The sequence below is a fragment of the Aminobacter sp. NyZ550 genome, from assembly GCF_025628925.2.
GTDB lineage: Bacteria > Pseudomonadota > Alphaproteobacteria > Rhizobiales > Rhizobiaceae > Aminobacter > Aminobacter ciceronei.
Genome location: NZ_CP114190.1, coordinates 819246 through 832767 on the forward strand (window position 1 = coordinate 819246; position 13522 = coordinate 832767).

A 13522-nucleotide genomic window follows, 5' to 3' on the forward strand; every position below is an offset into this window, starting at 1 on the left:
TGTCAGGCCGCCTTCTTCTTCGGCGAGATCAGGCCACGCTCGACAAGAAGCTCGGCGATCTGGACGGCGTTGAGGGCAGCACCCTTGCGCAGATTGTCGGAGACGATCCACATCGACAGGCCGTTGTCGACGGTCTGGTCCTCACGGATGCGCGAGATGTAGGTCGCGTCTTCGCCGGCCGAGTCGAGCGGGGTGGCGTAGCCGCCGTCCTCGCGCTTGTCGATGACCAGGCAGCCTGGCGCCTCGCGCAGGATATCGCGTGCCTCATCGGCGGTGATCGGCTTGTCGAACTCGATGTTGACGGCTTCCGAGTGGCCGATGAACACCGGCACGCGCACGCAGGTGGCGCTCAGCTTGATCTTGGGATCGAGCATCTTCTTGGTCTCGGCGACCATCTTCCACTCTTCCTTGGTCGAGCCGTCTTCCATGAAGACGTCGATGTGCGGAATGACGTTGAAGGCGATGCGCTTGGTGAACTTCTTGGCTTCGACCGGGTCGGCGACGAAGACGGCGCGCGTCTGGGTGAACAGCTCGTCCATGCCTTCCTTGCCGGCGCCGGAAACGGACTGGTAGGTGGCAACGACAATGCGCTTGATGGTCGCGGCGTCATGCAGTGGCTTCAGCGCCACAACCAGCTGGGCAGTCGAGCAGTTCGGGTTGGCGATGATGTTCTTCTTGGTGAAGCCGGAGATCGCGTCGGGGTTCACTTCCGGAACGATCAGCGGCACGTCCTGGTCGTAACGGAAGGCCGACGAGTTATCGATGACGACACAGCCCTGCTTGCCGATCTTCGGAGACCACTCCTTGGAGATGTTGCCGCCGGCCGACATGATGCAGATGTCGGTGTCGGAAAAGTCGTAGGTGTCGAGAACCTTGACCTTCAGCGTCTTGTCGCCGAACGAAACCTCGGTGCCGAGCGAACGGCGCGAGGCAAGCGCCACGACCTCATCGACCGGAAAGCCGCGTTCCTCGAGGATGTTGAGCATTTCCCGGCCGACATTGCCCGTGGCGCCGACGACTGCAACCTTGAATCCCATATCGAAAATCTCCTGTCCCTCTCCGCTCGCTTTTTGGAGAAAACCCGCTGGCCGTTGCGGGCTTCATCCCCCGGGCCGGACCCGGGAGAGGGTGAGCAGGCCAAGGGAAATCACACCATTTTGGTGGTGGTGGTTTTGGCCATGGTTTTGGTCGAAAGCAGGGAAACGGCTCCGCGCCCGGCACGATCTCTGTCGTGGCCGGGAAAGTCGAATGCGAAAAGCGCCATCAAGAGGCCGCGCATCGGAGGGATCCCTGTTCGCCGCCGCTTTTATCCGGTTTGTATGGAGAGTCAATCGGGGACCGGTGGGCTCCGGCTGATGTGATTTGACCTTTGTCGCTTGCCACCTAGGCTTCTGCGCGGATCGATTGACGGAGGAACCCCAGATGGAAGTCCTGCCGAAAAGCATCTCCCTCGCCGCGACCCTTGCCGTGGCTGCGTTGTTTGCGCTGCCGGCACTTGCTCATCACGGCTGGTCCTGGACCCAGGACGGCTTCTTCGAGCTCAAGGGCGTGATCGCCGACATCTACATCGGCAACCCGCATGCGACGCTCGACGTAGACGTCGAAGGCGAGCTGTGGCGCGTGGAGCTGGCGCCGCCGGCGCGGACCATTGCCGCCGGTTTCACCGATGAGGTCGCCAAGAAGGGTGACGAGGTCGTCGCCATCGGCAACCGCTCGCGCGACGAAACCGAAAAGCGCATGAAAGCCGTCCGGATCATCATCAACGGCAAGACCTATGACGTCTATGCGGACCGCGTGCCGCCGAGCTGACCGGGATTGTACGGTGGAGCCCCTGCAGGCAGTCGAACAATGGGATTTGGTCAGGCAACTGAAGACCTCGTTTGTCGCCTATCCGGTCGTCAACGCAGTGCACATTGCCGCGATAGGCGCTTTGCTGACGTCGGTCGCGCTTCTCGATCTGCGCATCCTCGGCGCCTTCGGCAGCCTGCCGGAACGCCCCTTTGTCATGTTGCTGCGGCGGCTGGCATTGATGGCCTTCTGCCTCGCCGTGCTGAGCGGCCTCGCCCTGTTTTCCGTGCGGGCGTCGTATTATGCCGGAATGCCGGTCTTCCTCGGCAAGATGGGGCTTATCGCCTTGGCAGGTGCAACCTTTGCCCTGTTCGCTGCGATCGAAAGCGACAAGCAGCGTCGATGGTCTTCGTTGCGGCGCCCGCTTGCTGTGATGTCGGTGGTGATCTGGTGCACGGTCCTGTTGTGCGGCCGCTTCATCGGATTCCTGTAACGCGAGCGCGTTCTACTTCTCCTTCAGCTTGACGCGCGGGAACCTGAGCGGCGGCCATTCTTCCTCCGGCTGCTGCGGCTGGGCCAAAAGCGTGGTGAGTTCGGCCGGCAGGCTGGCCAGTGCCTTCTTCGATCCGATGCCGTCTGAAATGCTGAGGATGCTGTCGTAGAACTCGACGCCTTGCGCCGATTTTGGCGGCACGGCCTCATGCATGACGCTGATGACGGTGACATCGGGGCAATTGTCCTTGATCACCTGATGAAAGGCGATCTTGGCCTCGAGATCGAGGGCAGCGGTCGCCTCGTCGAGGAACAAAAGCCCCGGCTGCAACAGCAGGATGCGGGCCGCGACCAGTTTCTGCTTCTGGCCGCCCGACAGCAGCTGATCCCAGCTCTTGCCCTGGCGGGTTTCGTCGTCGAGATGATCGATCAGGTCGCCAAGGCCGGCCTTGTGCATGGCCACCGCCACCTTCGCCTCGGAATGGTTGCCTGGGTGGTCGGGCAGGCAGACCAGCTGCTTGAGCGAAACCTGTGGCAGCTTGACGTCCTGGGTGGCATAGAACGACCTGATGCCGTCGGGAAAGTCGATGGAGCCGCGGCCATATGGCCACAGTCCGTTGATCGCCTTGACCAAAGAGGTCTTGCCGCAGCCGGACTGGCCCGACACGAAGGTCCATTCGCCGCGGCGGAAGCGCAGGTTGGTGACGGTCAGGAAGGGGCTGGCTTCAACACCCTGGTGCATCAGTTCGAGATTGCGGACGGTCAGGCCGAACAGCGCGTTCTGGCTGCCATAGCTGAACTCGGACTTTCCAGTCGCGGCATAGAATGACGGCGGCCGCTGCACGTTCTCAATCGCCTTGGCGAGATCGGTGACACGTTCGCTGTTGGCTCTGAGCGTGGCGATCGCCGGCATCACCTGGATGAACCACGAGCACTGGCTGATCAGCGAGTTCACCAGTTCGGCGCCTGTTATGTAGCCCTTCAGGTTGATGTGGCCGTGCATGTAGGGCACCAGCCCCGGCCCATAGGCGACGATGCGCGCGGCGATGAAGCCATAGATCGACTCGAACGACATGTAGCCGGCATTGACGATGTTGAGGCGCGACCAGGTCTTGTCGATGTCGACGTAGAGGCGGTCATGCATCGAGCGCTGCACGTTTTCGCCGTGCGATGCCGCGACATGGAAGCTGCGCCGCAAAAGCACCGTCAGCTCGCCGCGATAGCTGCCCTCGGCCTGCTGCATGCGGATGCTGAGACGCTCCATCATGCCGCCGAGCTTCATGGCAATATAGGTGTTGAGCGGCACGTAGGCGGCAACGGCGGCAAAGGCCAGGATGACGCTGCCATAGGGGCCGAGAAATTCAAGGCCAGGAACGATGGTCGAGGTTTCGAGCAGCTTCTGCCCGACGAAGAACAATGAGGTGGTGACGCCCATCACACCCATGGCGAGGCCGATGGCACCGCCGGTCATGCCCTTGATCGAATCCTGGACGCGTTGGTCGATGTTGTCGGGCGCCGTGCCCGGGCCGTCGCCGGCGCTTGCGTTGTGCTGCACGTGGAAATGGGTGTGGTTGGCGTCGAGCAAGGCGGCGTTGAAGCGGTTGTTCAGCCAGCCGCGCCATTTGCGATGCAAAGTGGTGGAGAAAAGGTGCCGGATGCCGATGAAGCCTGCATCCTTGATGACGACGAGAAGAAGCAATGTGCCGGCACTGGTCAGCAGCGACGCCAGGGGCGCCATGTTGGCCGGGTCATGGAAGAAGGCGATCGAATTGACCAATTCGCCTGAAGCCTCGGCCATCCAGACGCTGGCCTTGCTGGAAAGTGCGGTGAGGAGCGCGATCACCAGCGTCAGCCCCCAGGCTTCCTTCCAGCGATCCGAGAACCAGTAGGCCCGCATCAGGCCCCAGAAGCTTCGCATCGTGGAAACCGGCGTCAGGGGAGGCGGCCTGGCGGCGCCGCGACGCCATCTGTTCGACGATGGATCTCGAGGTCTATCGACCCGAATCACAGTTCCTTACCCCATGCCCTTTGCCTATCGAAAGGGTAACACGAGTTGAACATTTCACAGTCAACATATGGTTACCGGCTAATCAACGCGCCGCGAGCGTTGCGTGAGGGCAACGTTTGGCGGCGAGCTCGATGACCTGCGCCGGCTACCCCTGGAGCTTGCGGCCCAGGGCAAGTTGGAACACTGTCTGGTTGGCAATTCACGAGGCGACAGATGCGCGGCGAAGTACTGCATTACGATCAGGCTCAGGGTTTCGGCTTCGCCGCCGCGGTCGACGGCAACCGCTACACCTTTGCCCGCGAGGATTTGAGGGGCACGGCGATTCCGGGCAAGGGCACCGAGATCGAGTTTCAACCGAGCGGCAGTCAGGCCCGTGACGTGTTTGTAATCCACGCCCAGGTCGGCGCTGCGCAAATGGCTGCTGCGGCGCCCGCTGCCGCAACATCGGTACCCCAGTTCGGCCGCCGCGGATCCGATCAGGAGGGAGCCGCCTACAGCGGCGTGGTCGCAACGACCGGGCTGTGGTCGTATTTCCGGCGTGCGCTGACCACCGACTATGTGAACTTCCGCGCCCGCGCCCGGCGTAAGGAATATTGGGGCTACTATCTGTTCTGGACGCTTTCCGCTGTCGCGCTGGCAGCGATCGGCTTCGGTATCGATGGCGCACTTGGCAATCTCGATGCGGAACCGATTGTCGGTTTCGTGCTGCCAGGCTTGTTCATCCTGGCAACGCTGTTGCCCAGCATCGCCGTCACCATCCGCCGTATTCATGACCTCGGTCTGTCGGGATGGTTCTATCTGCTGATCCTGCTGCCTTATGTCGGCAGCCTGATCATCTTCGTGTTCACTTTGATTCCGTCCCAGAAGCACGACAACAAATGGGGCCCGGTGCCGGTTGGGGTGAACGTTCCGCCGCCTTACGTCCCTGTCGGATAGGGCAACTTCAGAAGCGCAAAAGAAAACGGCGCCGCGTGGGCGCCGTTTTGGTTTCTTCGACCTGGTATCAGGCGAAGAACTTCGTGATGATGGCGTCGCCCATCTGGGTCGTGCCGACCTCGGTCTTGCCTTCGGACATGATGTCCTTGGTGCGCAGGCCGTCTTCCAGCACGGCGGCGATCGCCGCCTCGAGGCGGTCGGCCTCGGCCACCATGTTGAACGAGTAGCGCAGGCACATGGCAAACGACGCGATCATGGCGATCGGGTTGGCGATGCCCTTGCCGGCGATGTCGGGGGCCGAGCCGTGCACGGGCTCGTAGAGGGCCTTGCGCTTGCCGGTCAGTGCGTCCGGCGCGCCGAGCGAGGCGGAAGGCAGCATGCCGAGCGAGCCGGTCAGCATGGCTGCGACGTCCGACAGCATGTCGCCGAACAGATTGTCGGTGACGATGACGTCGAACTGCTTGGGCCAGCGCACAAGCTGCATGCCGCCGGCATCGGCCAGCATGTGGTCGAGCTTGACGTCGGAATACTTGGCCTTGTGGGTGGCGGTCACCACCTCGTTCCACAAGACGCCCGACTTCATGACGTTGCGCTTTTCCATCGACGTCACGCGGTTCTGGCGCGTGCGGGCGAGTTCGAATGCGACGCCCGAGATGCGCTCGATCTCGAAGGTGTCGTAGACCTGGGTATCGATGCCGCGCTTCTGGCCGTTGCCGAGGTCGATGATCTGCTTGGGTTCGCCGAAATAGACGCCGCCGGTCAGCTCGCGCACGATCAGGATGTCGAGGCCCTCGACAACTTCCTGGCGCAGCGAAGACGACGAGGCGAGCGCCGGGTAGCAGATCGCCGGACGCAGGTTGGCGAACAGCTCCATGTCCTTGCGCAGGCGCAGCAGGCCGGCCTCGGGGCGCACCTCGTAAGGCACGGCATCCCACTTCGGGCCGCCGACTGCGCCGAACAGCACCGCGTCCGCCGCCATCGCCTTGGCCATGTCGGCATCCGAGATCGCCTGGCCATGCGCGTCATAGGCCGAGCCGCCGACGAGACCCTCCTCGGTGGTGAAGCCGCTGCCGAGTTTCTCGTTCATTGCGGTGATCAGCTTGCGGACCTCGGCCATGGCCTCGGGGCCGATGCCGTCGCCGGGCAGGAGAAGAAGATTGCGCGTCGCCATGGAAAGCCTTTCCGAAAGATGCGTGAACCGCGGTCTTGCTAGCCTTGGAGGGGCGCCGGTGCAAGCAGGAAAGGACGCTCCAGAGCGCGCAAATGGCTCCGCCGGCGCCTGTTTGACCGGATTCCTATCCGGATCATCTAGCCGATCTCCAGAAGCAGGGCGCGGTGGTCGGAGACTTCGGGCTGGCCCACGACCTCGAAGTTGCGCACATCGACGTTGTCGCTGACCAGCATGTAGTCGGCGAAGCGTGGCGCTTTCAGGTAGTGCGAGGTGCGGGTGTCGGTGAAGCCGCCCTGTGTCACCAGATCCGTCAGCCCGATGCTGCGTAGTTCGGTGAGCATCCGGCTCTCCGGCAGCACGTTGAAGTCGCCGCAGACGACGAGGCGGTCGCCCTTGCGGCGGATCCTGCCGATCAGCTCGACAAGCCTTGCAGTCTGCGCGTCGCGGGCCGGGGTGTCGCCCTTGCCGTCGAGTTCGCGCAGGCCGTGGAGATGGGCGACGAGAACAGCGTTGCCGGTCACATAGTCATGCAGTCTTACCGCGTGGGCGTTGCGCGAGCGCGGGTGCTCGCCGAAGTCGTCGGCCGAGAAGGCGCCGTGGATGAAGTCCTGTAACTGCCCGATGATCGGCAGCGAGCGCCTGACGAAGGTTGCCAGTCCCCATTCCGACCGCAGCGTCCGGTCGCTGTCATAGAGCGGGCCGCGCGCGGCTGGGCAGAAAAAGGCCTGGTGGCCGGGCAGGGCGTCGGCGACCTCGCCAAAAAGGTTGGCCCGTTGCAACAGCTCGCCGCCGCCGTCGCGATAGACCAGCCACGGCGACGTCGCCGCGGGCGTTCTGGTCGCCTCCTGGAGGCAGAAAAGGTCGGGATCCGTGCTGCTGACATAGGCGACGAGCTCCTCGCCGAGCCTGCCGCCCCAGCCGTTCAGCGATAGGATGCGCAAGCGGCCCCCCTTCGCGGTCACGGACGCTTCAGTGCAGTGACTTCGATCTCGATCTTCATCTCCGGCTTGTTGAGCTGGCAGACGATCATCGTCGCCGCCGGGCGGATGTCGCCGAAGGTCTCGCCGAGGATCGGGAACACTGCATCCACATAGGACTGGTCGGTGATGTAGTAATGCGCGCGCACCACGTCGGCCATTTCGAAGCCGCCGTCGTCAAGCGCCTTGGCGATGGTCGCCAGGCAATTGCGCGTCTGTGCTTCCACGCTGTCGGGCATGGTCATGGTGGCGTAGTCGTAACCCGTCGTACCCGAGACGAAGCACCAGTCGCCCTGGACCACGGCGCGCGAGTAGCCCGCGGTCTTCTCGAAGGGCGATCCTGTCGAAATCAGCTTGCGCATTGTCACCTCTCCCTCATTCGTTTGCCAGCGCCTTGGTCAGGGCGTCCCTAAACTCGGCCGGCCATGTCGCCAGTGCCGGCCAGGCCTTGGGCTCAGCCTCCGTCTGCTGTGCCAGATAAAGCTTCCTGGCCTTGGCATCGATCGCTATGAAACCGTCGCTGACACCGCAGGCATGCGGGACACAGCCGCTGGCGTAGAAGGCCCCTGACGGCAACGGTTCCGTGCCGCCATTGATCAGCAGGCTGGTGGCGAAGCCAGGCAAGTCGTCGCCGAGCAGTTGCTGAGCAGCATTGTAGACCGCCTCGTTCTTGAAGGCCGCGACGATGCCGTCCTCGTATGTCTTCGGCGTCAGATCGGACCAGTCGGTGCCCGGCTGCGGCGCGTAAGCGAGATTGCCGTGCATTGTCAGGCCGCTTTCCGGATCCCATGTCGTGACCGGCAGAGTCTCGCCGGGGAGCGGATAGGGGATGAAGAAGATGTTGTACGCCGTCACCGCCGGCGACGGCGTATCGCATTTGCCGGCGCCGATGGTCGTCGACTGGATGCCCGCCTCGGTCTTCCAGGCAAGTACAGTTTCGGGACTGCAGGCGTTGCCGCCGTCGCCGACCGCGAAAATGGCGACGTTGGTATCGCTCACCTCGACCGTACGGTCGTGGAAGGCGACATAGTTCCTGGCCAGTTCCTTGCCCTCATAGGCAAGCACCTTCTCGCCCTCGGCGTTTTCGACGATGGTGAAATTGCCGCCTTCGAACGGAATGGTCTGCGGCTCGCTGTCCTGGGCGATGGCAAGGTTCGGCAAAAGCGCGATCGATGCGGTGGCGAAGAGGGTGGATGGTTTCATGCGGCGCTCCATTGTCCGGGCGTGAGCGATGTGCCGAGGCCCTGTCGTGCGCATGCCCCGAATCCCGAGGCGGGACAATGGCATGCCCCAGTTGGCCTGTCAGCTTCAGGTGGCTGGGCCAGCATTTGCGCAGCCGCTAATGCATTCCGGCCGGAGATGAAAAAAGGCCCCGAACCTTGCGGAACGGGGCTTTCGAAACTCTGAGATATGAAGCCGAGCGATCAGGCCCAGGGGCGGCTCTCGGCGACCTTCTTTTCGTAGCTGTCGATCGACGCGGCCTTCTCCATTGTGAGGCCGATGTCGTCGAGGCCGTTGAGCAGGCAGTGACGACGGAAGTCGTCGAGGTCGAAGGTGACCACGCCGCCGTCGGGGCCGCGGATCTCCTTGGCTTCAAGATCGACCGAAACGGTGGCGTTGGCGCCACGTGAGGCGTCGTCCATCAGCTTGTCGAGGTCTTCCTGGCTGACGGTGATCGGCAGGATGCCGTTCTTGAAGCAGTTGTTGTAGAAGATGTCGGCGAACGACGTCGAAATCACGCAGCGGATGCCGAAGTCGAGCAGCGCCCATGGCGCATGCTCGCGGCTCGAGCCGCAGCCGAAATTGTCGCCGGCGACGAGGATCTCGGCCTTGCGATAGGCCGGCTTGTTGAGCACGAAGTCGGGGTTCTCCGAACCGTCCTCATTGTAGCGCATCTCGGCGAAAAGCCCGGTGCCAAGGCCAGTGCGCTTGATCGTCTTGAGATAATCCTTGGGGATGATCATGTCGGTGTCGACATTGACGATTGGCAGGGGGGCGGCGACGCCCGTGAGCTTGGTGAATTTTTCCATGGCTTTTGCCCGTCTGGCTGTTGCGGGGATTTTGGCTTGCCCCGCTTTACACAAGCTTGGCCGGGAATCAAAGCGTTTCGACGTTGGGGAAGAAGCCGTGGGCATCATGCGCGGCGGCGCGAAGCCCGGTGCCGGTTACTTCGTCGGCGTCACGCCGTAGACGCGGGCGATGTCGTCGAGCAGGAGATTGGCGGCGATCACGCCGCCTGCGGTGTTCCACACCGCATCGTCCACCGCGATGGCCTTGCCGGCCTTGACCACCGGCAGGTTCTGCCACAGCGGCTCGGACAGCCACTCTTCCGACTGTTTGCTCGCCTTGCCGTTGCCGGTCTCGTAGACGAAGTAGAACAGGTGGTCGCCGTCGAATTCGGGGATGCGTTCCTTGGTGACGTCGTCGGCGAAGCCCGGCTTGTCCTGCACGGCGGGACGCTGGATGCCGATCTGGCTGAAGATCATGCCGGGAAAGGTGTCCTTGTAGTAGATGCGGGTCAGGCCCGGCATGAAGCGGATCAACGACACCTTCTCGGCCTTTTTGTCGCCGAGTGCCTCGCCGAGCTTGGTCGCCTTGTCGTCGAAGGCCTTGAGTTGTTCCTCGCCTTCGGCCTTCTTGCCGAGCGCGTCGGCATAAAGGGCGAAGTTTACCTTCCAGTCGCCGCGCAGGCGTTCGGACATGACGGTGGGCGCGATCGCCGATAGCTGATCGTAGATCTTTTCCTGGCGCGTCTTGTTGCCGAGGATCAGGTCCGGCTGAAGGCCGGCGATGAGCTCGAGATTGACGGCTGATTCCTCGCCGACAACCTCGACGCCGTCCATCTTTTCGACGATGTGCCTGTACCAGGGCGAGCCGGTCCAGGAGCGCACGGCGCCGACAGGCTTGAAGCCCAGCGACAGCACGGCTTCGGTGCCTTCGTTGGTCAGCACCACGATGCGCTGTGGATTCTCGGGCACGTCGGTCACGCCCATGGCGTGTTTCACTTCGTGGGCGAAGGCGGAACTGGCGGCGAAAGCGGCCAGTGCGAGGCCGAGTGCGGCTTTGGCGATGAGCTTCATGGTCATGGCTCCAAACTTGACGGGGGCAAGAAGGTTTGGCAAAGGGTCAGAACAAACCCTGACTGTCAAGCTCATATTAAGGCTGCCGCGTGCCCCTCGCTTCGTCGAACACGAGCATCCGAGTGCATCAGCGCATCGGTCGGCGCGCGCTGTTCTCAGGGCTTGCGGCGATGCTGCTGATCCTGATGTATCTCAGCCTGGCGATCGGCTATCGCCTCTATTCGCCCGGCGAGATCTGGCGCGCAGTGACCGCCTTCGACGGCAGCGAGGCGCATGTCGTGATCCGCGATCTCCGTCTGCCGCGTGCGCTGATGGCGCCGCTTGTCGGCGCAGCCCTCGGCATATCAGGCGTGCTGGTCCAGACCCTGTCGCGCAACCGCATCGCTTCGCCCGACACGCTCGGTCTCAATGCCGGTGCCGCTTTCGCCGTGGTCATGGCAAGCGGGCTGTTCGGCGTCGCATCCTTGCCTGGCTTGTCGATGGCCGCCGCCGCGGGTGCGCTGGCCACCAGCCTGCTGGTCTTTGGTCTCGCTGCCGCCGCCGGCGGCATCTCGCCGCTCAGGATCGTGCTCGTCGGCGTCACCTTCGCCGGCCTGTTCGACAGCTTCGTCAACGTCGTGCTGACGGTCAACGAGACGATGCTCGACCAGCTCTTGTTCTGGCTCGCCGGCTCATTTGCCGACCGCAAGCTCAGCCTGGGGCTCAACGGCCTGCCCTTCGTGCTGATCGGCGGCGGCATCGCCTTCTACCTCACCCGTTCGCTCGACATCCTGCAGACCGACGATTCCACGGCGCGCGGACTCGGCGTGCCGCTCGGCGCCGTGCGCGGACTGAGCTTCGTTGCGGTTGCCTTGCTCAGTGGCGCCTCGGTGGCCATGGCCGGTCCGGTCCTGTTTGTCGGCCTCGTCGTGCCGCATGCGGCGCGCGCGCTTGTCGGCCTCGAGCATCGTCTTCAAATCGTGGCAGCAGCTCTTGTCGGCGCGGTCTACACGACGCTTGCCGACATCGTCGCCCGTTTCGTCATCTTTCCGCGCGAGGCACCCGTTGGCGCGGTCACCGCGATCGTCGGCGGCTGCCTGCTTCTTGTCCTGCTCAGAAGGCGCGCGGCATGAGTGTTGTCGCTCCACGCCTGTCGCCGGCATTGGCCCGCGTCAATCGCCGCGCCTGGATATTCGTCGCAATCATTGCGGTCGTCACAGTCGTGCTTGCGTTGTGCGGCATCGGCTTCGGTTCGACCTGGATCGATCCGCGTCGCATCGTCGAGATCCTGATGGGCGAGGGCACGCGCGGCGAGCGTGTCGTGGTGTTGCAGTTGCGCGCGCCGCGCGTCGCCATTGCCGCGCTCGCCGGCGGCGCCATGGCGGTATCCGGCTATCTGCTGCAGAAGGTGACGCGCAACGAACTGGCTTCACCAGGCGTGCTCGGCGTCATCGGCGGTGCCGGACTGGGCGTGGTCATCTTCCTCGCGCTGCTCTCGGACGAGAGCAATTCGCTCGTCACCTCGATCGTCTGGCAGCCGGTGGCGGCGATGATCGGCGCAAGCCTGGCTATCGCGGCGGTGTTCCTGCTCTCCGGCCAGCAGGCCTCGTCGGCGGTGCGGCTGCTCCTGTTCGGTATCGCCGTAGGCGCTGTCTGCAAAGCCGCGACTTTGATCCTGATGATCGTCGGGCCGATCTACCGCACCACCCAGGCCAGCCGCTGGCTTGCCGGTGCGGTCAACGAGATCAACTGGGGCGAGGTCCAGGTCGTGGCCATCGGGCTCGCCATCGCCATGGTCGGCGTCGTCGCGGTGGCGCGGCGGCTGCCGCCGACCGACCTCGACGAGGTCTCGGCGCGCGGACTCGGCCTCAACCTGCCGGTGTTCCGTATCCTGATCTTCGCACTGGCCTCCGCCTTGACCGCGCTTGCCGTCGCCTTCGCCGGCGGCGTCGGCTTCATAGGCCTGATGGCGCCGCACCTGGCGCGGCTGATCGTCGGACGCCCGGTGCTTGCCGGCATCGCCGCCAGCTTCCTGTTGGGCGCCATCATGCTGATCGGCGCCGATCTCATCGTACGCGTGCTGTTCGCGCCGACCGAGGTGCCCGCCGGCACCGTGACGGCGGTGATCGGCACGCCCTATTTCCTCTACCTCGTGCTGCGCAGGGGAAGCACCAATGGATAAGGCCATCAGCGTCCAGGCGCTCACCATCGCTTATGGGGCGGCGACAGCGGTCAGCGCCGTCGACCTCGACATTGCCAGGGGCAAGGTCACCGTGCTCGCCGGGCCCAACGGCTGCGGCAAGTCGACCTTGCTGCGCGCCATCCGTCGGCTCCACCAGCCGAAATCGGGTGAGATCCGGCTCGGTGACCTGCCAATATCAGGCCTCAAGGAAAAGGAGCTGGCGCGCCATATCGGCCTTCTGGCGCAGAGCCCGTCGGCCCCCGACGACATGAGTGTCGAGGAACTCGTCCGGCTCGGCCGCTATCCGCACCAGACCATGCTGCAGCCGTGGAGTGCTGCCGATTCCGACGCCATCCAGGCGGCGATGTTCGGCACCGGCGTTTCGCATCTTGCCGAGCGGCGGCTGGGCTCGCTGTCGGGCGGTCAGTTGCAGCGTGTCTGGATCGCCATGGTGCTGGCGCAGGAAACCGACATCATCTGCCTCGACGAGCCGGTCAACCATCTCGACATGGCCCATCAGATCGACTGCCTCGATCTCGTCAGCCGCCTCAACCGCGAGCATGGCCGCACCGTGGTCCTGGTGCTGCACGACCTCAATCTCGCAGCGCGCTACGCCGACCGTCTGGTGTTCATGAAAGAAGGCGGTCTGGTCGCCGATGGTGCGCCGGCAGAGTTGATGCAGGAAGCGCTGATCGAGAATGTGTTCGGTATCAGCTGCCGCGTCATCGAGGATCCGGTGCATCAGCGTCCGCTGTGCATCCCGATCCGTAATTCGTCGCCGCGCTTCGGGACGGCTCCGCAAGTCTGAGCCGATACTCCGCACCCATCCGGGTAACAGTCTTCGCCTTGTGACGAATCCCGTTTGCGCGGCTTGTCATCGGGTGCATGCGCGCGCTTTAACTGGCGGGG

Annotated in this window: 16 protein-coding genes; 7 read left to right on the top strand and 9 right to left on the bottom strand. The window is 63.7% G+C overall.

Translation table 11 applies throughout. The annotated features are described in order from the left end of the window. Window positions 1-2: 2 nt before the first annotated feature. The gene (locus N7E70_RS03980) at window positions 3-1037 is read right to left on the bottom strand and encodes an aspartate-semialdehyde dehydrogenase (protein WP_067955871.1); all 1035 of its coding nucleotides are present in this window, start codon (window positions 1035-1037) and stop codon (window positions 3-5) included. A 110-nt stretch (window positions 1038-1147) separates the two neighbouring features. Beyond that, window positions 1148-1279, bottom strand: a complete 132-nt coding sequence (locus tag N7E70_RS03985; protein WP_256438667.1) for a hypothetical protein — start codon at window positions 1277-1279, stop codon at window positions 1148-1150. A 143-nt stretch (window positions 1280-1422) separates the two neighbouring features. Here N7E70_RS03985 and N7E70_RS03990 point away from each other — a divergent pair, with 143 nt between their 5' ends. Together N7E70_RS03990 and N7E70_RS03995 are read left to right on the top strand one after the other, a co-directional pair. Then, window positions 1423-1809 carry a DUF6152 family protein gene (locus N7E70_RS03990; protein ID WP_067955873.1) on the top strand — a complete coding sequence of 129 codons (387 nt, stop codon included), beginning with the start codon at window positions 1423-1425 and terminating at the stop codon, window positions 1807-1809. Between the two features lie 13 nt (window positions 1810-1822). After that, window positions 1823-2281: a hypothetical protein gene (locus tag N7E70_RS03995; RefSeq protein ID WP_067955875.1), complete on the top strand. Its 459-nt coding sequence runs from the start codon at window positions 1823-1825 to the stop codon at window positions 2279-2281. Window positions 2282-2293: 12 nt separating this feature from the next. On the opposite strand, the gene N7E70_RS04000 is transcribed toward N7E70_RS03995, so the two are convergent. Then, the gene (locus tag N7E70_RS04000) at window positions 2294-4198 is read right to left on the bottom strand and encodes an ABC transporter ATP-binding protein/permease (protein ID WP_067955877.1); all 1905 of its coding nucleotides are present in this window, start codon (window positions 4196-4198) and stop codon (window positions 2294-2296) included. A gap of 303 nt (window positions 4199-4501) precedes the next feature. Between N7E70_RS04000 and N7E70_RS04005 the strand changes: the two genes are divergently transcribed. Then, window positions 4502-5224 (top strand): DUF805 domain-containing protein, encoded by a 723-nt coding sequence (locus N7E70_RS04005; protein WP_067955879.1) that lies wholly within the window; start codon window positions 4502-4504, stop codon window positions 5222-5224. 67 nt (window positions 5225-5291) lie between these two features. Here the strand turns inward: N7E70_RS04005 and leuB are convergent, their stop codons facing one another. From leuB to leuD, 5 genes are all read right to left on the bottom strand, one after another. Next, the gene (leuB, locus tag N7E70_RS04010; RefSeq protein WP_067955881.1) at window positions 5292-6395 is read right to left on the bottom strand and encodes a 3-isopropylmalate dehydrogenase; all 1104 of its coding nucleotides are present in this window, start codon (window positions 6393-6395) and stop codon (window positions 5292-5294) included. Window positions 6396-6532: 137 nt separating this feature from the next. Next, window positions 6533-7336 (bottom strand): endonuclease/exonuclease/phosphatase family protein, encoded by an 804-nt coding sequence (locus N7E70_RS04015; RefSeq protein WP_067965904.1) that lies wholly within the window; start codon window positions 7334-7336, stop codon window positions 6533-6535. A 17-nt stretch (window positions 7337-7353) separates the two neighbouring features. Further along, entirely contained in the window at window positions 7354-7734 is a 381-nt protein-coding gene (locus N7E70_RS04020) for a RidA family protein (RefSeq protein ID WP_067955882.1), read from the bottom strand. 13 nt (window positions 7735-7747) lie between these two features. Next, window positions 7748-8575 carry a hypothetical protein gene (locus tag N7E70_RS04025; protein WP_246670828.1) on the bottom strand — a complete coding sequence of 276 codons (828 nt, stop codon included), beginning with the start codon at window positions 8573-8575 and terminating at the stop codon, window positions 7748-7750. Window positions 8576-8796: 221 nt separating this feature from the next. After that, window positions 8797-9402, bottom strand: coding sequence for a 3-isopropylmalate dehydratase small subunit (gene leuD, locus N7E70_RS04030; RefSeq protein ID WP_154386259.1), 606 nt, complete (start codon window positions 9400-9402; stop codon window positions 8797-8799). Between leuD and N7E70_RS04035 the strand changes: the two genes are divergently transcribed. Next, on the top strand, window positions 9401-9562 hold the full coding sequence (locus tag N7E70_RS04035) for a hypothetical protein (protein WP_154386260.1): 162 nt from the start codon (window positions 9401-9403) through the stop codon (window positions 9560-9562). The genes leuD and N7E70_RS04035 overlap by 2 nt on opposite strands. Here the strand turns inward: N7E70_RS04035 and N7E70_RS04040 are convergent. Beyond that, a complete protein-coding gene (locus N7E70_RS04040; RefSeq protein WP_331461880.1) occupies window positions 9538-10458 on the bottom strand; it encodes an ABC transporter substrate-binding protein in 921 nt (306 codons plus the stop codon). The two genes, N7E70_RS04035 and N7E70_RS04040, sit on opposite strands and share 25 nt — an antisense overlap. A gap of 116 nt (window positions 10459-10574) precedes the next feature. Between N7E70_RS04040 and N7E70_RS04045 the strand changes: the two genes are divergently transcribed. Genes N7E70_RS04045 through N7E70_RS04055 form a run of 3 tightly spaced genes read left to right on the top strand, consistent with a single transcriptional unit; the run spans window position 10575 to window position 13421 of the window. After that, on the top strand, window positions 10575-11564 hold the full coding sequence (locus tag N7E70_RS04045) for a FecCD family ABC transporter permease (protein ID WP_246787019.1): 990 nt from the start codon (window positions 10575-10577) through the stop codon (window positions 11562-11564). Beyond that, window positions 11561-12613: a FecCD family ABC transporter permease gene (locus N7E70_RS04050; protein WP_067955886.1), complete on the top strand. Its 1053-nt coding sequence runs from the start codon at window positions 11561-11563 to the stop codon at window positions 12611-12613. The genes N7E70_RS04045 and N7E70_RS04050 overlap by 4 nt, the downstream gene beginning before the upstream one ends. After that, window positions 12606-13421, top strand: a complete 816-nt coding sequence (locus N7E70_RS04055) for an ABC transporter ATP-binding protein (RefSeq protein ID WP_067955888.1) — start codon at window positions 12606-12608, stop codon at window positions 13419-13421. Before N7E70_RS04050 ends, N7E70_RS04055 begins: the two co-directional genes overlap by 8 nt. Window positions 13422-13522 lie beyond the last annotated feature (101 nt).